The organism is Desulfoscipio geothermicus DSM 3669 (assembly GCF_900115975.1).
GTDB classification, from domain to species: domain Bacteria; phylum Bacillota; class Desulfotomaculia; order Desulfotomaculales; family Desulfallaceae; genus Desulfoscipio; species Desulfoscipio geothermicus.
Map to the genome: position 1 here is coordinate 1 of NZ_FOYM01000041.1, position 20,417 is coordinate 20,417.

Annotated in this window: 20 protein-coding genes, 5 tRNA genes, 2 rRNA genes, 2 pseudogenes and 1 other annotated feature; of the genes and pseudogenes, 3 read left to right on the top strand and 26 right to left on the bottom strand. The window is 45.6% G+C overall.

Annotated features, from left to right (window positions below; genetic code table 11):
- On the top strand, nucleotides 1-226 hold a 226-nt coding region (locus BM299_RS17235), incomplete at its 5' end, for a transposase (RefSeq protein WP_131820679.1).
- A gap of 312 nt (nucleotides 227-538) precedes the next feature.
- On the opposite strand, the gene BM299_RS17240 is transcribed toward BM299_RS17235, so the two are convergent.
- The 10 genes and pseudogenes from BM299_RS17240 to BM299_RS17285 form a co-directional block, all read right to left on the bottom strand.
- Complete coding sequence (locus BM299_RS17240; RefSeq protein ID WP_092487379.1) at nucleotides 539-1,117, bottom strand: flavodoxin family protein; 579 nt, start codon at nucleotides 1,115-1,117, stop codon at nucleotides 539-541.
- 82 nt (nucleotides 1,118-1,199) lie between these two features.
- Nucleotides 1,200-2,048, bottom strand: coding sequence for an aldo/keto reductase (locus BM299_RS17245; RefSeq protein ID WP_092487382.1), 849 nt, complete (start codon nucleotides 2,046-2,048; stop codon nucleotides 1,200-1,202).
- A 130-nt stretch (nucleotides 2,049-2,178) separates the two neighbouring features.
- Nucleotides 2,179-2,259, bottom strand: a pseudogene (locus BM299_RS17250) (MerR family DNA-binding transcriptional regulator); the annotation flags it as partial.
- A 58-nt stretch (nucleotides 2,260-2,317) separates the two neighbouring features.
- Entirely contained in the window at nucleotides 2,318-3,277 is a 960-nt protein-coding gene (locus tag BM299_RS17255; RefSeq protein ID WP_281246391.1) for an aldo/keto reductase, read from the bottom strand.
- A 63-nt stretch (nucleotides 3,278-3,340) separates the two neighbouring features.
- Nucleotides 3,341-3,754 (bottom strand): MerR family transcriptional regulator, encoded by a 414-nt coding sequence (locus tag BM299_RS17260; RefSeq protein ID WP_092487388.1) that lies wholly within the window; start codon nucleotides 3,752-3,754, stop codon nucleotides 3,341-3,343.
- Nucleotides 3,755-3,908: 154 nt separating this feature from the next.
- Nucleotides 3,909-4,118: pseudogene (locus tag BM299_RS17265) on the bottom strand (MerR family transcriptional regulator); the annotation flags it as partial.
- Between the two features lie 5 nt (nucleotides 4,119-4,123).
- Entirely contained in the window at nucleotides 4,124-4,540 is a 417-nt protein-coding gene (locus BM299_RS17270; protein WP_092487391.1) for a (R)-mandelonitrile lyase, read from the bottom strand.
- Between the two features lie 366 nt (nucleotides 4,541-4,906).
- The gene (locus tag BM299_RS17275) at nucleotides 4,907-6,079 is read right to left on the bottom strand and encodes an iron-containing alcohol dehydrogenase (protein ID WP_092487394.1); all 1,173 of its coding nucleotides are present in this window, start codon (nucleotides 6,077-6,079) and stop codon (nucleotides 4,907-4,909) included.
- Between the two features lie 147 nt (nucleotides 6,080-6,226).
- A complete protein-coding gene (locus BM299_RS17280) occupies nucleotides 6,227-6,718 on the bottom strand; it encodes a flavodoxin (RefSeq protein ID WP_092487397.1) in 492 nt (163 codons plus the stop codon).
- Between the two features lie 701 nt (nucleotides 6,719-7,419).
- Nucleotides 7,420-8,454 (bottom strand): spore coat protein, encoded by a 1,035-nt coding sequence (locus BM299_RS17285; RefSeq protein WP_092487400.1) that lies wholly within the window; start codon nucleotides 8,452-8,454, stop codon nucleotides 7,420-7,422.
- A 347-nt stretch (nucleotides 8,455-8,801) separates the two neighbouring features.
- On the opposite strand from BM299_RS17285, the gene BM299_RS17290 reads away from it, so the two are divergent.
- Both BM299_RS17290 and BM299_RS17295 read left to right on the top strand, forming a co-directional pair.
- Nucleotides 8,802-9,212 (top strand): GGDEF domain-containing protein, encoded by a 411-nt coding sequence (locus tag BM299_RS17290; protein ID WP_092487402.1) that lies wholly within the window; start codon nucleotides 8,802-8,804, stop codon nucleotides 9,210-9,212.
- Nucleotides 9,213-9,565: 353 nt separating this feature from the next.
- Nucleotides 9,566-10,168: a methyltransferase domain-containing protein gene (locus BM299_RS17295; RefSeq protein ID WP_092487405.1), complete on the top strand. Its 603-nt coding sequence runs from the start codon at nucleotides 9,566-9,568 to the stop codon at nucleotides 10,166-10,168.
- A gap of 9 nt (nucleotides 10,169-10,177) precedes the next feature.
- Here the strand turns inward: BM299_RS17295 and BM299_RS20350 are convergent, their stop codons facing one another.
- From BM299_RS20350 to BM299_RS17380, 16 genes are all read right to left on the bottom strand, one after another.
- Entirely contained in the window at nucleotides 10,178-11,077 is a 900-nt protein-coding gene (locus BM299_RS20350; RefSeq protein WP_342741342.1) for a pyridoxamine 5'-phosphate oxidase family protein, read from the bottom strand.
- Nucleotides 11,078-11,165: 88 nt separating this feature from the next.
- Nucleotides 11,166-11,906, bottom strand: a complete 741-nt coding sequence (locus BM299_RS17310; protein ID WP_165608411.1) for a GAF domain-containing protein — start codon at nucleotides 11,904-11,906, stop codon at nucleotides 11,166-11,168.
- Nucleotides 11,907-11,950: 44 nt separating this feature from the next.
- The gene (locus BM299_RS17315; RefSeq protein WP_245779840.1) at nucleotides 11,951-12,172 is read right to left on the bottom strand and encodes a type II toxin-antitoxin system RelE/ParE family toxin; all 222 of its coding nucleotides are present in this window, start codon (nucleotides 12,170-12,172) and stop codon (nucleotides 11,951-11,953) included.
- 278 nt (nucleotides 12,173-12,450) lie between these two features.
- Nucleotides 12,451-12,544 (bottom strand) — tRNA-Ser (locus BM299_RS17320).
- A 49-nt stretch (nucleotides 12,545-12,593) separates the two neighbouring features.
- Complete coding sequence (tadA, locus tag BM299_RS17325) at nucleotides 12,594-13,043, bottom strand: tRNA adenosine(34) deaminase TadA (protein ID WP_092487423.1); 450 nt, start codon at nucleotides 13,041-13,043, stop codon at nucleotides 12,594-12,596.
- An 88-nt stretch (nucleotides 13,044-13,131) separates the two neighbouring features.
- A tRNA-Arg gene (locus BM299_RS17330) sits at nucleotides 13,132-13,207 on the bottom strand.
- Between the two features lie 55 nt (nucleotides 13,208-13,262).
- A tRNA-Arg gene (locus BM299_RS17335) sits at nucleotides 13,263-13,339 on the bottom strand.
- A 139-nt stretch (nucleotides 13,340-13,478) separates the two neighbouring features.
- Nucleotides 13,479-13,573, bottom strand: a tRNA-Ser gene (locus tag BM299_RS17340).
- 15 nt (nucleotides 13,574-13,588) lie between these two features.
- Nucleotides 13,589-13,678, bottom strand: a tRNA-Ser gene (locus BM299_RS17345).
- Nucleotides 13,679-13,770: 92 nt separating this feature from the next.
- Nucleotides 13,771-15,039: a serine--tRNA ligase gene (gene serS, locus BM299_RS17350; protein WP_092487411.1), complete on the bottom strand. Its 1,269-nt coding sequence runs from the start codon at nucleotides 15,037-15,039 to the stop codon at nucleotides 13,771-13,773.
- A gap of 134 nt (nucleotides 15,040-15,173) precedes the next feature.
- The gene (serA, locus tag BM299_RS17355) at nucleotides 15,174-16,763 is read right to left on the bottom strand and encodes a phosphoglycerate dehydrogenase (RefSeq protein ID WP_092487414.1); all 1,590 of its coding nucleotides are present in this window, start codon (nucleotides 16,761-16,763) and stop codon (nucleotides 15,174-15,176) included.
- A complete protein-coding gene (locus BM299_RS17360; RefSeq protein WP_092487417.1) occupies nucleotides 16,763-17,914 on the bottom strand; it encodes a pyridoxal-phosphate-dependent aminotransferase family protein in 1,152 nt (383 codons plus the stop codon). The genes serA and BM299_RS17360 overlap by 1 nt, the downstream gene beginning before the upstream one ends.
- Before the next feature lie 98 nt (nucleotides 17,915-18,012).
- Nucleotides 18,013-18,243, bottom strand: a binding site (T-box leader).
- Between the two features lie 68 nt (nucleotides 18,244-18,311).
- On the bottom strand, nucleotides 18,312-18,881 hold the full coding sequence (gene pdxT, locus BM299_RS17365) for a pyridoxal 5'-phosphate synthase glutaminase subunit PdxT (protein WP_092487426.1): 570 nt from the start codon (nucleotides 18,879-18,881) through the stop codon (nucleotides 18,312-18,314).
- Between the two features lie 22 nt (nucleotides 18,882-18,903).
- Nucleotides 18,904-19,788, bottom strand: a complete 885-nt coding sequence (pdxS, locus tag BM299_RS17370; protein ID WP_092487429.1) for a pyridoxal 5'-phosphate synthase lyase subunit PdxS — start codon at nucleotides 19,786-19,788, stop codon at nucleotides 18,904-18,906.
- A 267-nt stretch (nucleotides 19,789-20,055) separates the two neighbouring features.
- Nucleotides 20,056-20,169: ribosomal RNA gene (gene rrf / locus BM299_RS17375) — 5S ribosomal RNA — on the bottom strand.
- 120 nt (nucleotides 20,170-20,289) lie between these two features.
- Nucleotides 20,290-20,417, bottom strand: a 23S ribosomal RNA gene (locus BM299_RS17380); the annotation flags it as partial.

Below are 20,417 nucleotides of genomic sequence, written 5' to 3' on the forward strand. Positions count from 1 at the left end.
AATGATTTATACAACCAATATCATCGAGGGATATCACCGGCAACTGCGCAAGGTAACCAAAACCAAAACGGCATACCCGACTGATGATGCCCTGAAAAAGATTATTTATCTGGCCACTGTTGAAGCAGCCAAAAAGTGGACCATGCCGGTTAAAGACTGGAAGAAATGTATCTCACAGTTTGCCATATATTTTGGGGATAGATTGGAAACTGAGTTGGCCATATAAGTTAGCCTGGCGATTAACCGACGGCAGCCCTTGACATGGAGCCTCTAGGCCTGTGTTTCCGGGAGGCCGCGGGGAGTCCACGCTGTGCGTTGGCCTCCCGCCCGAATAGGCTAACACAGGCCTTCCTCCATGTAAAGGGCTGCCTGGTTGTTTCTAATTAACCCCAGTTTTATCTAAAAGGATCAAAACCATTTACACGAAAATATTCACACTCCCCAGCCTTGATCTGCTCTCTGCCTGAGCCGCGTTTACCACATAGCCCCCAGAGGCGCAAATCCCTGGTATGCGCAGCTATAGTCACGATTACAAGGTCTAATTGTTGATTCGCTTTAGCAGCCAAGCCATGTTTTCGCCAAGAACTTGCATGTTTTTCATACCTTCTTCATCACGTTCAACATCACCAGGCTCCTTACCATAAACCATATTCCAATAGCTAGCTCCCACTAAAAAGGTCTGGGCGTAATGGAGAAAATGATTCATTGTATCAAAAGCGTGTATGGCTCCGCCACGGCGTACAGCTGTCACAGCACCAGCTACTTTGTGTTTTAGCATATCCTGGCCATTAGCTTTCAAAACTAATGAAACACGGTCAATAAAGGCTTTCATTTCCGACGTCACATCAGCAGCGTATACCGGTGAACCTAAAAGAATACCATCAGCCTTGGCCATCTTATCTAGAATGTCGTTGAGCCCATCGTTTTGAATTACGCACTTGCCATTCTGCTTTTCAAAGCACTTGTAACAAGACATACAACTGCGTATAGGCAAACCACCAAGCTGTATTAATTCAGTTTCAATTCCATTCTTCTCTAATTCTTTAAATACCGCTTTAATAATAATTGACGTATTTCCTTCTCTTCGCGGACTACCGTTAATACCGACAACTTTCATAATGTACTCCTCCCTGGTTTTACCAGCATCATATTTTACCAGTTTACACCTTTCTAATCAAGCATCTTTTTTATTCTACCTACTAAATATCATATTTGACGGAACTAAGCCATTTCACGATTTCCGGATCGTTATGTGAAAAGAAACAGCTTTTTTTTGTATCCAATGTTGCAATTCTTTCCATATCCTCCTGGCTTAATTCAAAGTCAAAAATATTGAAGTTTTCAATAATTCTTTCTTTGTGAACAGACTTTGGAATTGCAACCACTCCTCTTTGCGTCAACCAGCGTAAAACCACCTGTGCAACTGATTTGTTATACTTTTCAGCCAGTGATACCAAAACTTCGTTCTGGAACAAGTTATTTCTTCCTTCCGCAAAAGGAGCCCAGGATTCGATTTGAACATTATACTCTTTCATAAGTTTGGCACTTTCTATTTGCTGACAGAATGGATTCGTTTCAACCTGATTTACGGCAGGAACCACTTCATTATGAACAATCAAATCCACCAAACGATCCATCTGGAAGTTACTAACCCCAATCGCCCTAATTTTCCCCTCACGATACAGTTCCTCCATAGCGCGCCAAGAACCATATACATCGCCAAACGGCTGATGGATTAAATACAAATCCAAATAATCCAATTGCAATCTTTTCAGCGATTTCTCGAAGGCTTTCTTTGTACTCTCGTAACCGGCGTCCTGAATCCAGAGCTTAGTCGTAATAAACAGTTCCTCTCTCGGTATGCCACTCTGTTTGATTGCTCTGCCAACCGCTTCTTCGTTTAGATAAGCGGCAGCAGTATCAATCAAACGATAGCCTGCCATGATCGCGTCATATACACACTGTTCGCATTCCTTCGCGTCGATCTGATAAACGCCAAAGCCCAAAATAGGCATCTCAACACCATTGTTCAAAATTACGTTTTGCATAATAAATCCTCCTTTGATTTTACAAGCTCCATAGCTTGATTGCTCATTACCCACTTTACTCGGAATTGCCGCCTTTCCTCGGACTGGCTGACAGAACCAATACTTTTTTGCCTAAAAACTAATCGGTTCACGGCATCAGTCCGATGCGTTCATAATAGCGGAGTGTATCCTGTGGAATATCAAATTTTTCACTTACTTCTGTAATCGTCATGCCGTTGCATCTCCTAAATTCAGACTCCCTTTCATTCTCTGTTTAAGAATTATACCTGTTATTTGCCCACTCTATTTGCGTATTCTGAACCTGCCGGATAGCGATCTCCCGAAATATCGATCTTCGAGAGCGCGTCGTTCAAATCACTTAGTTCCTCGGGAGTAAGCTCAACGTCCACTGCGCCAAGATTTTCTTCCAGGCGCTCCAATTTGCGCGTGCCGGGAATCGGAACAATCCATGGCTTCTGAGCAAGCACCCATGCTAGTGCGATTTGAGCTGGTGTTGCGTTTTTCTCTGCAGCAACCTTCTTTATCAGTTCCACCAAAACCTGATTTGCTTTGAGATTCTCCGGTTTGAAGCGAGGAACAATGCTGCGGAAGTCGGAGCTGTCGAATGTTGAATGTTTGTCAAACCTTCCGGTAAGGAATCCCTTGCCCAGCGGGCTGAACGGAACGAAGCCGATTCCGAGTTCTTCAAGCGTAGGCAGCACTTCTTCTTCAGGACTTCTCCACATCATTGAGTATTCACTTTGAACTGCAGTGAGTGGCTGAACTGCGTGCGCGCGGCGAATCGTTTTAACCCCTGCTTCAGAAAGTCCCCAATACCTAACCTTGCCTGCCCTGATCAGGTCTTGCACTACTCCGGCCACTTCCTCGATGGGCACATTTGGGTCAACACGATGCTGATAGTATAGGTCAATGGTATCAACTTTAAGACGTTTGAGCGAGCCTTCCACTGATTGCCTAATGGTCTCCGGCTTGCTGTCAAGCACCTGCTTGCCATCTACCATTTTGATACCAAACTTGATAGTGATGACCACCTTTCCCTTGAATGGGGCAAGCGCTTCACCTACCAACTCCTCATTCACATATGGCCCATAAACTTCAGCGGTGTCAAAGAAAGTAACACCGCGGTCAATCGCCGCATGGATCAGCAAAATCATCTCTTTCTTGTCTGATGCCGGACCATAACCATAACTCATTCCCATGCAACCGAGCCCGATAGCAGAAACTTCCAGGCCGCTTAATTTATTTTCCTTTCTTTTTTATGATTTTATTGATATTTTGAATTCTTTCATCATTCAATCTGTACCGAAATTATGGTAATCATAATCTCCATTTTGTATTAGTTCTTTTTCTTTTTTCAAAACTATGTTTTCGTAAACTTCTATTTTGTGGTTCAGCATGTCCAAGGTTTTTTTCATTTCTTCTATCTTGACTATAAGTTGGTCCCTCTGCTCCTGTAGAATTTCTTTTCTGGCTTGGACGGTTTTATCTCCTTGCATACAAAGTTGAACGTACTCCATCAGTACTTCAATCGAAAGCCCGACACTCCTCATGCATTTTATAAACTCAATCCAATTTAAATCTATTTCTCCGTAATCTCTAACACCTCTTTCATTTCGTTTTACAGGCGGTATCAGGCCAATTCTTTCATAATAACGTAATGTGTCTGGCGAGATGTTAAATTGTTCACTTACTTCTGTAATGGTCATAATTTCACACCATTATTCAAAATTACGTTTTGCATAAATAAATCCTCCTTTGATTTGCAAGCTGCATAGCTTGTTTGCTCATTACCCACTTTATTCGGAATTTCCACCTTTCCTTGGACTAGCAGATAATATCAATACATTTTTGCCCATAAAATTAATTCTCCAATTTCTTTAGTTCTTTTTCTTCTTCAACTACTACCTGTTCATATACTGCAATTTTGTAATTAAGGCGTTCCAGTGTTTTCTGCATATCTTCCATTCTTGCAATTAACTGCTTACGCTGCTCGGTCAAAAGTTCTTTTCTGGCCTCAATGGTCGCATCAACCTGTTGAAACAGCTCGACATACTCAATCAATGCTTCAATTGATGTTATTTTAAATTGTTATAATCTTCATCCGTTACGGGTTCCAGCCATTCGGCGTCTCCCTTTTGGGCATTAGTACTTATCGCGATATGTGCAAACCAGCTATCCGGCGTAGCACCATGCCAATGTTTTACATCTGGATGGATTTTTACAACGTCTCCTTCCTTGATTACCTGTACAGGCTTACCTTCTTCCTGATAATATCCTTTGCCGCCGGTAACAAGCAGAATCTGTCCACCTGGATGTTTATGCCAATTATTTCTTGCGCCAGGCTCAAAAGTTACATTACCGATTGGACAATTAAATATGCTATCATTAGAAACCAGCATTTCAAGCCATGCTGTCCCTATAAAATAGTCATTCGTAATTTTTTCACCTTTCGGAAAGATTACACTTTCACTTAAATTTTTTGATTTGTCCATGTTTTATTCTCCTTATTTTTCTTATTATCAAAGACGGCTTACAGTATGTTCGCCGGATTTTCAGCGGTTTGAAATCCCTCATATAGCTTGTATTTTCCATAACCTGCTCATAGCTGCTAATGCCGGAAAGCGCCATAAAGACGTTGACTATGATTTGGACATACTCCATTTCAGGGTGTTCCGTTCAGAGATAACACTTTTTTCATCTTGTTTTCTCCTATAAAATTTTTTGCATCTTTATTGTTAGCCAGCAAGGACAGGCCTGTTCATCAATGGCTGCGTAGCCGAGTGACAGGCATCTGTCCTTGCTTGAAACTTTAAAATCAATGCGCGGTGTTCTAATTGTTTTAACTCATCAATGAATTTTTACTTGTAGGAAGCCTCAAAGATGGCAACACAATCTTCAATGCTGAGTTCACTCCTGTCAAACATAAACAAACCGCCCATAGTATCCTTGGCGTTTTTAGCCAGTGTTTCAAATTCTTCCGGTCTGATTCCATAATCGGACATTTTGAGGTCTGCAACTCCGCAATCTTCCTGTAATTTTACCAACATTGTAATAAAGTCCATCGGCTGTTTTGCATCTTCCATTCCCATTGCCTTTGCCATTCTTACAAACCTATCATCACATACATGCTTATTAATGAAATGTGTAAAATACGCTTTGCTAATCATGATCAGGCCTGCACCGTGCGGAAGTTCCTGATGGTAGGCCGACATGGCATGTTCCAGAGAATGCTGACTGGTAACAGCTCCTACACACATCACTATGCCGGAAAGTGTATTGCCAAAAGCAACCTTTTCGCGCGCGTCAATGTCTTTTCCGTCTTTCACTGCTTTTGCAAGATTTCGTGCTATATTTTCAATAGCAGTAATTGCATACATATCGCTCATAAGATTGGCACCTTTAGAAACATAGCCTTCTACACTATGAAATAGCGCATCGAAACCTTGATAAGCAGTATATTTCGGCGGCACAGTAAGCATAAGCTCGGGATCAACAATTGCCAAAACCGGGAACAGATCGTCAATACCGCCGAACCCTATTTTTTCATGCTTTTCTTCATTCGTAATAACGCCCCATGGGTCAACTTCGGAGCCCGTACCTGCTGTAGTTGTAATTGCAATTAAAGGGAGTGGTTTATGTTCTATTGGCATTCCTTTTCCGCTTCCACCATGGATATAGTCCCAACAATCACCATCGTTCGTCGCCATAACTGCAATAGCCTTTGCTGCGTCCATAGAACTGCCACCGCCCAATGCAATAATGAAATCGCAACCGTTTTCTCGTGCAAAGGCAGCGCCCGCCATAACCGTTGATTTCAATGGATTTGCTTCTACCTTATCAAAAACCACTGATTCTACTCCTGCTAATTTCAATTGTTCTTCCGTTCTTGCAAGGTAGCCATTTTCTTTTACAGATTTTCCCTTTGAAATAACAATCATAGCTTTTTTTCCAGGCATTTTTTGTACATGCAAATTACTTAATTGGCCTGCTCCGAATAAAACTCTTGCAGGTACATACATGTTAAAACTCATGTTAATTCCTCCATTTTATATTTTATAATTAATATTTAATGACTTAGAGTTAATTATCAGTCAGTATCTAATATCCTTAGACTTTTTTACTCACTTGTATGATCCTCTATATTCTTAATTGTCTTTTTTATTGTCAATACAGCTTTTTTAATCTATTATCCCAAGTTCACGTAGCCACTCTAACACATCTTTCTTGGCATTTGTTACGTTTCTGCCCCGGATTGCCAGACCATCCAGAATGGTTGACTGCGGGCAAAGTTTCGTGATATCGTCTACGCTTCGACCTAAAGCACTTCCCTCGTGTGTACAAAACGGTATAATTGTTTTTCCAGCAAAATCATATTCCTCTAAAAAAGTAAATACTGCCATTGGCATCGTTGCCCACCAGTTGGGATAACCAACGAAAATCACATCGTAGGAGTCCATGTTCTCAACCTTTGTTGCAAGTTCCGGTCTATAGTCATTTTTCTGTTCCTGCTTTGCCAGATTGACGACTGCATTATAATTGGTAGGGTATGGATCTACGGTCACAATTTTAAAAATATCGCCACCCACGCTTTCGTAAATTTGATTGGCAATTACCTGAGTGTTGCCAGAATGTGAAAAATATGCTACAAGAATATTTTTTGTTTTTGACATCGGTTATTCGTCCTTTCCATTTGTATTATCCGTATTACTTCTGCAATCGTCATGTTTCATTTCCTTGAAATTCAGTCTAGCACTTGGAGTTAACTCCAAGTCAAGTATTTTTTTTGGAGTATAGTTAAGCTGCACTTTGTGTTGAACTACCAGGCGGATTCCTATTCTCCCTTAACGGTGCTTTTGATTGGACAACCCAAGATGAGCCAATTTAACTGTCATCATTGTTAGTAGTGAACAAAGAAAAATCAATGATTGCCATTAGAAATGGTTAATTCACAAACAACAAAGCCAATGGCGGTGGAGAAAAGAGCAACTTCTCACCGTCATTGGCGATAGTTTGAAATATGATTATTTACCGCAATTGGCAATGAACTGGTTACTACCAAACAGCGTGGTTCACTACAATATAAACATCGAATCAATAATAAACATTTATTTATTACTGAACATCTGTCTAAGATTATTTTTTCGTATTTTGCTTATATAAACTCAACTATTCAGCTTTATATTGAAACTAAGGTTTTCGGTATAGTCCCAATAAAATTCCTACGTTATCCTAACCGATAGTTTAAGAACTGCGCATTATAAACAAAAAATGCATAAAAGATCAAAACTAAGCCCGTTAATCATAGCCCAAAAGAGAACAGGCATTTTGGTTGCACATTTTTAGGGGTTGTTAATAGGTCGGCCTGTTTAATTTAATTCTGTCTACGTAGTTCCCCATACCTGGCAACTACATACGCCACAACCAGACCGTAAATAAAGTAATTAATAATATGAAGCAGAACTGTTACAGTCTCCTTGTGCATCTGCGGCATTATTTGCATTACGCGCACCATAAAGCCCATACCCCCCAGCAACATAAAACCGGCCAAAGCAAGCCCTTTTAACCAGTATAAGTTCTTCCCCGCATATTTCATATAATATGCGAGCAGCACCCCCCCTGCCGAGCCAACCATTAAATGGGCTATTATACTGATAATGAAGCCCACAGGGGTATCAAGCTGATCCCGTGCAATGAATATTGCTCCCGATACTTGCAGGGTTGTTATCTTTGCCAGGCCCAGTAATTTCCATATTTCAGAGAAACCATGCATAACCACTGTTCCGGTTATCCCCGCCAGAGTGCCTATAGCCAGGGTGTCTTGCTTTAATTTTTGAAGTAAACCTGCATCCGCCGATCTACCAGCTGATTTTTTTTCACTGGCCTGGTATTTAATATTAACTGTAGCAACCGGCGGGAAAAGGGTTGGGCTTTCCAGCCATCCATTCATTTTTAGATATTTTACTATTTCATCCCTGAAATCCATTACCTGGTTTACATGTTGGATCAATATGGAGCGCAATTGCTCGTCATGGCTTACCGGCTCCAGTGTGCGTGTCAGTAGGTCTACGTTCCCTTGTACCAGTAACAAGCTCTCGTTTGCAATTTGCCTGTCGCTCAACATTTGAGGGTTAATTTGAGACTGTGCATCTACTTCCTGGTAGTCAGGCCCATCAAGTCCGCGTTTGGCCATTTCCTCTTTTAAAACATCTATGTTTTTAACTAAAAGCTCGTGATATCCTTTTAATAAAAATTCTAAATCCTGATCTTGAACATAATCCTCCAAAAAACTTAAACGTTCTTGCGCGATAAAGTTATATTTAATAATTTCCCATAAATTATAACTTTCTGTTTTATTGGTAATACGCTGTTTAGTTGAAGGCTTTCTGCGTATACGTGGTATAGCCATGAATATAACCCCTTTTTTTTTATGAGAGTTAACTATTAATATTTTTTGTTTTTTACTGATTTTTATCCACGTATAAAAAATAGACCCGACCTGCTTACTAAGAGAAGGTGTTTCCCCTTACCTTATAATGGAGGTGTGTTCCCTTTCCATATCTCACCTTTTTCCTGTGGCAATTGGTGGTTGCAGGAGATGGCCGGTTCATGCAGAAAATGCTTAATGAGTAAATCGTTACTGCTAACTGATAAATTGTGGTAGAATCATGCATATGGAGGATCGTACATGAAGATTGAACATAGAAATAAAGGTAAGTTATACGGCACAGTTATCGGATTGGCTGCGGCTGTTTTTTGCATCGCTTACTGTTACCTGTTGCCACAAATGTGGCACATTTATGTATTGTCTTTACTATATATTCCAATTGGGCTATGGATTGGGTATGCTATGGACATGAGCAAGGGGACATCGCTTTACAGGTTATTGCCAAAACAATTAAAACTAATGTACGTTCCACCGACGTGGTCGGTCGTTTTGGCGGAGATGAGTTTGTGATTTTGTGTCCGGGTTTATCAAGAGCTAAAAGCGCCGGCCTGGTTCAAAGGATCAAAAAAGCTGTTGCGAATCAAGTCAGGGAATATCCTTTGAGCATCTCAGCAGGTATTTCAGTTTACCCGGAAGATGGCCGGACAGCGGATGTGTTATTATGCAGGGCAGATGAAACAATGTACCGCAACAAAGCCCCAAAAGCTGTACATAGATAAGCATTGCAGGTCTTATGCTTTCATCTTGAGCTACAATCCGGCTGCCACCGGGAGGCCCGGTCCATAGGCGACGACTTCATTCTAAATACGTAAAGCCCCTTTTCCGGTATCGATACATTTAACCACAGATAATCCACTTGTTTCGGCAAACTGCGCCCCTTGGCGAACCAGCCGTTAACCGGCCTGCCATTCGCAAGTGTGCGCACATTTGCGTAAGTGAGATCATATATATAGTAGCAACATTTATAGTGTAAAAATCCTGCTTTATGATTCACAGGGTATTCACGATATGAAAACCCGGGTAAAATCACCCGGGTTTTTTATAGATTACTTACCTCAAGAAGGAGATTCTTATGGATAATTACCAGCATGTTAAATTATTTTACAAATCACGTTATCACAGTTTTGGTAATAGCGTCCAATCGCTTGGGTGGAGTTCTTCCAAAGAACAATTAATAAGGTTTGAAGCATTAACAAAAGATTTCGATAAACAATTATTAAAAAAAGAAAGTATCGTCGATTTTGGCTGTGGTCTTGCTCACTTCTTAACTTGGCTGCAAGAGAAAGGATTCAGCAATGATTATACCGGCGTGGATATCATAGAGGAATTCCTGGAACAAAACCGGTTCCGTTTCCCTAAAAACCAGTTCTTAACAAGCCATAACTTTTTAAATAATCAAAAGAAATACGGCTTCATTTTTGCCAGTGGAGCATTTACGATACCCTGGGGTGATAATCACGTAAAAAAAATTAAAAGCGCAATTAAAGAACTTTTCAATAAATGTAATTTTGGTTTTTCATTTAATATGCTAAGTGTTTCCTCCATATTTAAAAACCCCCGGTATTATTACTTTGACCCTTTAGATGTGTCTGAATATTGTGCCGCTTTGACCTCAAAGCATGTCCTGGACTGCAGTTATCTGCCGGGTGATTTCACCATTCGCATGTGGAAATGAAGTGTGGCACTATAACAAAGCATCTGCTTTTTCCACTTTAAAGAGCACTTCTTCGCCTTCGGTTCGGGCCTTGCCGCTAAGCCGGTAACCCTTTTTCCCGGCTACAGCGGCCACCTGCATTACCCCGGTTTCGGCCAGATTCCGGCGGGTTTTTTCCATCTTATAGACACCAAAAACCAGTGTATTATCGTCCCTTACCTCTTTAACTTTACCTACCACAATCAGGTGAGGCTGCCCGTCCCCGGATAAAGTTGTGATGGGCACAAATGCGGACTGTGCAATAACTTCCTTAATTTCCGGTGTTAATACTGCGTTGCAGCCACAACAATTACAACCCATTTTAGAGAACCTCCTCTTATTTAACTTGATGTAATGGTACCATCTAAAAAGAGAAGGCGCTGTTAAATATTTTACAACCAGAGGATTAAAAACAGCTATCCCTGAGAATAAATATTTATCGACTCTGTCGATGCAATTCCTGGCTGACAGTTCTTTTAACGCTTGAACCACCATCACCCTGGATGCTCCGACGAAGTCAGCGATATCCTGCTGGGTCAGGTATAATTTAATTTTAGTGCCTTCAGGGCAAGGTTCACCATGCTCTCCGGCCAGCCGGATCAACAAATTCAGCACCTTCTCCCGGGTTGATCCGGTGCGCAATTCGGTCACTTGCTCCCATGTATGATACAACCGGTTGCCCAGACTTAAAATAACCTGCATGGCCAAGTCCGGCGACTCCCTGATAATATATTCCAGGTGCCGGCGGCTGAGCGAGCAAACCCGGGCAGTTTCCAAAGCTATGGCGGAAGTCGGCTGCGCACCCTCTCTGAACAGGGTCGCCTCCCCCAGCACCTCACCCTTGCCGACCACCTGTAGAATAACCTCTTTCCCCTCTTCATTCACCCGCACCAATTTAAAACTCCCCTCTTTGGACCTGGACAATTTGCGCAAGCTGTTGGAACAGCTTTTGAACAGGTGAAACAATTAATGCAAAAAATTAAATGCATAAAAGAGCTGCTCCAAATGGCGGATTACGCATGAAAGAATCCCGGTAGTAATGATGGAAGGACGAATATACTGTCAGTGTACCCAGTACCTTTCTCCTGGCCCGTACAGGAACCGCGGCAACCGAACGCATCTCTTTGCTGTAATATGGCCGGTGCAAAGAGGGATCACACTTTACCAAATCTTCTACAATCAGTGGCTGCGCCGTTTTCAGCACCTCACCCAAGATCGTGCCTTCCGCCCGCACTCGCTCAAACTCTGCTTGCAAGTTCTTGCTCATTCCCAGGCTCGCTTTCAGCACCAGTTCGCCCGTCTCCTCGTCAAGCAGCCTCAGCGCACACCACTTCGTATCCAGGACTTTCTTCATGCTTTGCAGCGCATATCCCATGAGCACGTCCATTTCTAAACTGGAAGATACCAGTTGCCCGACCTCAATAAGTTTCTTGAGCATCGCCGCGTTTTCCTTCAGACCCCGGAAAAGACGAGCGTTCTCCAGGGCCAGGGCAAGGCTTGTACCAAGGACGCTCAAAAAACGAGCTTCGTCTTCGCCGAACTCTGCGCCCTCAGGCTTGCCGGACAGTGTCAACACCCCTGTTATTTTATCCCCGACCTTGAGGGGCATTGAAATGGCTGGCCGTTTCTCCTCGACTGTATTGCCTTCCGGGTGGCTGTCAAATCGCAACTCACTTGCTTCGCACGTTACCGCTTCAATAACCTCTCTCCCGGGAACCACCCGGAAAATTTTCCCTGGTTCCGGTCATTATAATAACCACTACATCACCTTGTGCATTGACCGAAACAATATGCGATTTCATAATATATGCCCTCATGTTTAATATCATATCCGCGAATACCAGTAAGGTCACCTGTTTTAAACCGGCCAACGTCCGAGTTCTTACGTATCTCTGTTATAGCCTGTTCATATTTTTTCTTGAGACGTTTGTCCCTAATCTTTTTAAGAAATTGTTTTGCCGGTGGAAGAAAGGTAACTGGTAGCATTATCAGTCCTCCACGTCAGCAAATATTTCAATGGGCTCAACTCCCTATTAAGACATGCTACCATTATTCTATCCCTCCTATAGCCAGGGGATTCCTGTTTCTTGGCTTCTTTTTTCTTGGTTTCTTGATTCTTTGGTTATAATATAACAGGTATTTAAGTTAACTTCTACCATAATTTTTGTTCTGCGTATATGCGACCTCAATTTGCACTATAAATGAACAAAGGATTCCCACTGTCAATAGTGAGAATCCCTTGTCTTATGCTATTTCTGAATTTTTGGCGGAGAGAGTGGGATTCGAACCCACGAGACCGCTCATCACGGTCTACTCGATTTCGAGTCGAGCGCCTTCGACCATCTCGGCCATCTCTCCGTGGTCTTTTTAGTTGCCTTACGCCGAAGTTATAAACCATGCCCGGCTATTATTTACTTTCTTTTCTACTCTCCCGCAGTTCCCGAAAAAAACGCTGGATTATGGTACGGCACTCATATTCCAGGACACCCGATACCACGCCAACTTGGTGGTTGAAACGCGGTTCCCGCAATATGTCCATAATCGAGTCCACTGCCCCCGCCTTGGGGTCGGGCGCGCCGTACACCGCTGTTTGCACCCTGAATTGAATCATGGCCCCGGCACACATGGGACACGGTTCAACGGTGGAGTAAACTACGGCACCGTCCAAACGCCAGTCTCCAATACGCCGCGCCGCTTCCCGCATCGCCACTATTTCCGCGTGGGCGGTGCTGTCTTTCAGCGTTTCCCGCAAGTTATGCCCCCGGCCGATGATTTTATCGTCCAGGACCACCACCGCGCCTATCGGCACTTCCCCTTTGGCATAAGCTTTTTCGGCCTCCGCCAGGGCTTCGCGCATATATCCGGTATAATCCACCGGGAATGCTCTCCTTGCTCCCGTTTTTAATCAAAAACCCCACACCACCGGCGGGGGCCTTTGATTACAGTGGTGCGCCCGGAGAGAGTCGAACTCCCGACACGCGGTTTAGGAAACCGCTGCTCTATCCACTGAGCTACGGGCGCTTAATAATCACAAATGCAGCGACACAAGCCCTACACTTCATGTCGCCGCATTTTATGGCGTGCCTGAAGGGACTCGAACCCCTAACCTTCTGATCCGTAGTCAGACGCTCTATCCAGTTGAGCTACAGGCACATATTTTTTTGTAGCGCTATAAATATTATTTTATCAAAAGTGCCGGCTTAAGTCAATACTGCAATATTTGGGTTTATACAGGGGATGTGCCGGGTTTTTCAATACAAGACCACGGAATTAAATCCGTGGTCTTGGTTCATGGCGGAGAGAGAGGGATTCGAACCCTCGATACGGGTTTTAGCCCGTATAATCGCTTAGCAGGCGACCGCCTTCGACCTACTCGGCCATCTCTCCGCGTTAATTACTTAGTGGCGGAGGAGGTGGGATTCGAACCCACGGAACCCGTAAAGGTTCAACGGTTTTCAAGACCGCCTCCTTAAACCGCTCGGACACCCCTCCAGCTAAATTTCTTAACCAGAGACAATTAATAGTATAGCACAGCGGCCATAAGGTGTCAATAAACCTGCCCCCGCCAATTCATGTAATTCAAGTTATTTTATCTCCGTTTTACCACCCATGTAAGGCACCAGCGGCGCCGGTATTTTTACGGTACCGGCCTCGGTCTGGTAATTTTCCAGAATAGCCGCCACCGTGCGGCCCACCGCCAACCCTGAGCCGTTCAGGGTATGCACAAAGCGCGGCTTGCCCTTGCCCACGCGGTACCGGATATTGGCCCGCCGGGCCTGGTAATCCTCAAAATTGCTGCAGGAGGAAATCTCCTTGTAGCTGTTGTAACTGGGCAGCCACACCTCTATATCATATGTTTTGGCAGCACTGAATCCCAAGTCGCCGGTGCACAGGGTAACCACCCGGTAAGGCAGTCCCAGCATCTGCAATATCCGTTCAGCGTTGCCGGTCAACTTTTCCAGTTCTTCATAGGAATCTTCCTGGCGGGTAAATTTAACCAGTTCCACCTTATTGAACTGATGCTGCCTGATCAGGCCGCGGGTGTCTCTACCCGCCGCCCCCGCTTCGGCCCGAAAACAGGCACTGTAAGCACAATGGTAAACGGGCAGTTTTTCCCCGTCCAGTATTTCATTGTTATACAAGTTGGTTACCGGTACTTCAGCAGTGGGGATGAGGTAATAATCGGTATTTTCCACTTTAAACATATCCTCTGCGAATTTAGGCAATTGGCCCGTCCCGGTCATACTGTTGCTGTTCACCATGAAGGGCGGGAAAATTTCCACGTAACCGTGTTCCCTGGTATGCATATCCAGCATGAAGTTAATCACGGCCCGTTCCAGTGCCGCCCCGGCGCCCTTGTAAAAGGTGAACCGGGCGCCCGTCACCTTGCCGGCGCGTTCAAAGTCTATTATATCAAGGGCTTCGCCGATCTCCCAGTGTGGTTTGGGGTTGAATACAAACTGCCCGGGCTCGCCCCAGCGACGTATTTCCACGTTGGCGTTCTCATCCAGGCCTACGGGCACGCTTGCGTCGGGTATATTGGGGATGCCCAGCAGGGCTTGTTGAATTTCCTGTTCCAGAACGCGTATTTCATCGTCCATTTCTTTGATAGCCGCGGAAACTTCCCGCATTTCCAGCACCAGGTCCTCGGCCAGTTGACCGGTCTTTTTCAACCGACCGATTTCTTCGGAGACCACGTTGCGTTTATTTTTAAGCTTTTCCACTTCAACCAGTTTCTCACGTCGACGCTGGTCCAGTTCCAAAAAGGGGTCCAGGGAAATGTTGGCACCCCTTTTCTGCAGGGCTTTTTTAACCGCGTCCGGGTTGCTGCGTACAAATTTTAAATCCAGCATGCCATCAACCTCCACAAAAGTGGCTGAACTAATTACATTAATATTATAAACGATAAAAGTGCCACAAAAACAAAAATGCCGGCCTTTAGCCGACATAATTGTACCATATTTATGCAACCAAGTAAAACTGTAAACTACAGGCTGACAAATTTAACGTCCAACACGCCGTCTATACCGGCGATTTCTTTCATCGTATCCTCGGGCACCGGCGCATCCACCGACAGCATCATCACGGCCTTGCCGCCGACTTCCTTGCGGCCCACCTGCATGGACGCGATATTGATGTTATACTTGCCGAACATCATGCCCACCGGGCCGATAATCATGGGTTTATCGATATGCGGTACATAAAGCATGTACCCTTCGGGTATGGCATCCACCCGATAACCGTCCACCATCACTATCCGGGGATCGTTATCCTGGAACAATGTGCCGGAAAGGGTATGTTCGCCCTTGTCCGAGACTACCTTAACCGTAATCAGACTTGCGTAACCGCCGGCCCGTCCGTTAACGGTTTGGATAACGTTGATGCCGCGGTTTTTGGCCAGCAGCGGCGCGTTGATAAAGTTCACCGTCTCCTGCAGGATGGGGTCCAGGAACCCTTTGATTAAAGCTGTGGTAATGGGTTTCACTTCTTCCCCGGCCAGATCGCCGTTATAAGTCACTTCCAGTTTGGTTGCCCGGCCTTCCACCAATTGGGCCTGGAATTTACCAAGTTTTTCTGCCAGTTTCAGGTACGGCTTAATCTTGACCATAACCTCTGGTTTGACGGAAGGAATGTTAACGGTATTGCGTACTACTTTACCCTGCAAGGCCTCCACAATTTCCTCCGCCACGTCAATAGCTACGTTAAGCTGCGCTTCGGCGGTGGAGGCACCCAGGTGCGGGGTGGCTATAAAATTATCCAGTGCCAGCAGCGGGCTTTCGGTGTTCGGCTCTTTTTCAAAGACGTCCAGCGCGGCCCCGGCCACCTTGCCCGACTGCATGTACTTGTACAAGGCTTCCTCGTCCACAATGCCGCCTCGGGCGCAGTTGATTACCCGCACCCCGTCCTTCATCTTGGCAAAGGCCTGCTCATCCAGCATGTGATAGGTTTCCTTGGTTTTGGGCATATGCATGGTGATGAAGTCGGCCACCGGCAATAATTCATCCATGGTCACCAGCTTGATGCCCAGGGACTCGGCTTTTTCGCTGGTAATATACGGGTCATAGGCCACAATGTCCATTTCCAGGGCCTGTGCCCGGCGGGCCACAGCCGAGCCGATCCGCCCCAGACCGATGACACCCAATACCTTACCCCGCAGTTCCACTCCCAAGAAAGCCTTTTTATCCCATACACCGTTTTTCATCTTGGCCACGGCCTGGGGAATATTCCTGGCCAGGGCCAGCATCATGGCTATAGTGTGTTCGGTAGCGGCTATGGTGTTGCCGTCGGGAGCATTAACCACCAGCACTCCGTGCTGGGTGGCGGCATTGAGGTCAATGTTGTCCACGCCCACGCCGGCCCGGCCCACCACTTTCAGCTTCGGAGCGTTTTCCAGCACCCGGGGCGTCACCTTGGTAGCGCTGCGCACGATCATAGCATCATAATCGCCGATAATTTCCACCAGTTCATCTTCTGTCATTTTTTTACCGATTACCACTTCAATATCCGGTTCCTTACGCAGTGGTTCCAATCCTTTTTCCGAAACATTGTCCATCGCCAGAACTTTAAATTTAGCCATTAACCTAGCACCCCCAAGAAAACTTGCTGAGCGGCCTTTACTCCGGCACCCAGTTCCACCGGGTAACCGACCTTCTGCAGGGCCATTTCCAACCCGCTGACAGCAATAATAATATCCATTTTGTCGGCAAATCCCATGTGCGCGATACGCAAAATTTTATTTTTCAACTTGGCCTGGCCGCCGGCAAAGGTAATGTTGTATTCCTGCTTGAGCACTTTACGAATATCATCCGCCCCAATCCCCTCAGGTGCATAAACGGATGTTACCACGGGCGATGCATAAGCATCATCGGTCATCAAATTCAACCCCAGGGCCCGGATGGCGGCCCGGGTGGCGTCACGCATTAATTTATGCCGGGCATACACATTGTCCAGCCCTTCATTCAGTATCATGTCCAGCGCCGCGTTCAGGCCGACGAACAGCGAAACCGCGGGTGTATAAGCTGTATTCCACTTGGGATACTGTTTTCTGGCTTTCAACAGGCTGAAATAATAACGCGGCGATTTATTTTCTTCGATTTTTTTCCATGCTTTGTCGCTGATACTTTGAATAGCCAAACCGGGCGGCAGCATTAACGATTTTTGTGAACCGGTGGTCAGGATGTCCACGTTCCACTCGTCAACCTTGATCTCTATGCCGCCCACGCCGCTGACACCGTCCACCACAAAGAGGGCCGGCGTTTGGGCCACAATTTTGCCCAGGGCTTCTATATCGTTGGTCACGCCGGTGGAGGTTTCGTTTTGGGTCGCAAAAACCACCTTGATGTCCGGGTTGGCCGCCAGTTGCTCCTGCACCGCTTGCGGATCCACGCAAGTCCCCCACTCGTAATTCAGCTCGATTACCTCGGCACCGTACTGGTTGGCCAGTTCAGACCAGCGTTCGCCGAACTTGCCGCCCACCAGAGTCAATACCTTATCCCCGGGGCTGACGGTATTGGCCACAGCCGACTCCATACCGCCGGTGCCGGAACTGGTCAGTACGTAAATTTCATTTTGGGTTTGAAATAATTTTTGCAGCTTGCCGATGATTTCTTTGTGCATAGCCTGAAAGTCCTCGCTGCGATGACCGAACATCGGCGCGGTCATGGCCGCCACTACCGACGGCGGAACAGGCGTCGGTCCGGGTATCATCAAATAGCTTTTATCCTGCATAGTATAGTCCTCCTCTGTTACGTATTTGAATTTATTAATTAAAAACTGTAACTGGCTTAAAACATAATAATAAAACCTCCCATCCCCAGTAATATATACACAGGGACGAGAGGTTAACTCCCGCGGTGCCACCCGGTTTGACCTGTTTACCTAAAATATGTAAACAGGTCCACTTCATTAATAAATAACGGAACAACCCGTGCCCGCCTACTGCGTTGTTCAGCGAGCCCCCTTCGGGGAGCCTTTTCACCAGTACAACCGCCGGTTTACACCGCCCACCGGCTCTCTGAAGATTGCAATTGGTTACTCTACCCCTGCATAGGGTTTATAGATATTGTAATTTACTTATAAATATTACTACAGCCATCTTTTTTTTGCAATAGTTTACTTAAAATGTTCATTTAGCAACATTTTCTATAAAGTAACGGTGCATACGTAAATCATCCGTCAATTCAGGGTGAAACGCGGCCACTAAAAAGCGGCCCTGCCTGGCGCATACTATTTTATCGCCGTAACGCGCCAGCACCTCTACGCCGTCATTAACCCGGGTAATATAAGGAGCCCTGATGAACACGGCCCGGAACGGCTCCGCGCCCAAACCTTCAACAGACAGGTCGGTTTCAAAACTGTCCACCTGCCGGCCATAGGCATTGCGTTCAACTTCAATATCCATCATAGCCAGTGTTTCCTGCTGCGAATTCCTGATTTGCTTGGCCAGCATGATTAATCCCGCGCAGGTGCCGAATACTGGCATACCTTCCCCGGCCAGTTTTTTTATGGGCTCCATCAAGTTAAAATCCTTCAGTAATTTCCCCATGGTGGTGCTTTCACCACCGGGAATCACCAGGGCATCAAGGCCCTCAAGTTCCTCCGGCTTGCGCACCTGTCGTGTACTTGCACCGCATTTTTCCAATGACCACTGGTGCTCGCGAAAGGCTCCCTGTAAGGCCAGTACACCTATTTGCATCATTTTTTAAACTCCCTGTGCATTACCATCCTCTGTCCTGCATACGTTGTTCCGGTGTAATAGTAGATATTTCCAATCCAGGCATAGCTTCACCAAGATCGCGGGATATTTCAGCCAGTATCTTGGGATCGTTATAGTGCGTGGTAGCAGCGACAATAGCTTTGGCCCGTGCCTGCGGGTCCTTGGATTTAAAAATGCCGGAGCCGACAAAAATACCGTCGCAGCCCAGTTGCATCATCAATGACGCGTCGGCGGGCGTAGCTATACCACCGGCAGCAAAGTTAACCACCGGCAGCCTTCCATTCTTGGCCACTTCCAATAATAATTCATAGGGGGCGCCCATTTCCTTGGCCAGGCTCATTAATTCTTCTCTGGGCATATTTTGCACCCGGCGAATCTCACCCATTACCATACGCATGTGACGCACGGCTTCCACAACATTACCGGTGCCAGGTTCGCCCTTGGTACGAATCATGGCCGCACCTTCGGCAATACGCCGCAATGCCTCACCCAGATTGCGGGCGCCGCATACGAAGGGCACTTTAAAAGCATGCTTGTCAATATGATGCTGCTCATCCGCCGGAGTAAGCACTTCACTTTCATCTATGTAGTCAACGCCCAGGGCTTCCAATATTTGTGCTTCTACAAAATGACCGATCCTGGCTTTGGCCATAACGGGAATAGTAACGGCCTCCATGATCCGTATTATGACAGTGGGGTCAGCCATACGGGCCACGCCGCCCGCGGCACGAATATCAGCAGGCACCCGCTCCAGCGCCATTACGGCACAGGCTCCGGCTTCTTCAGCTATTTTAGCTTGCTCCGGGGTAGTTACGTCCATAATTACCCCACCTTTAAGCATTTCCGCTAAACCTTTTTTTACGGTCCAGGTTCCCTTTTCAGCTATGTTGTCCGACATAAACAATTCCCCCATTCAACTTCAATCACTCAAATATTTTACAGTATTCCTATTTTAAAAACAAGTAAGTTTTTATTACCAGTGCCTGATTACCACATAGTGCTTTTATCTTTCCCTTTAGGGGTCAGACTTAAACTTCTTTAAACTAACCATATTATCAATATATAGTATTTAAACAGTTAGTTTATATAAGTTTAAGTCTGACCCTTATAGAAAAAACTCCTGGTTTTAGTCCAAGAGCTTTTGTAAAATTAGTTCCGGCAACGACCTACTCTCCCGGGGACGAACCCCAGTACCATCGGCGCTGGAGAGCTTAACTGCCGTGTTCGGGATGGGAACGGGTGTATCCTCTCCGCTATGGTCACCGGAAAACTTTTCGGTTGTTTTATTCCCTCAAAACTGCACAGCTTGCTTTTCGGCACAGGTATTCTCGATGGCAGTATGGCCTTCGTCTACCGACGACCGACCACTGACCACCGACCACCATTTCAGGTCAAGCCCTCGACCGATTAGTACCGGTCCGCTAAACGCATTGCTGCGCTTACACGCCCGGCCTATCTACCTGGTAGTCTGCCAGGGGTCTTACTGGCTTTTGCCATGGGAAACCTTATCTGGAG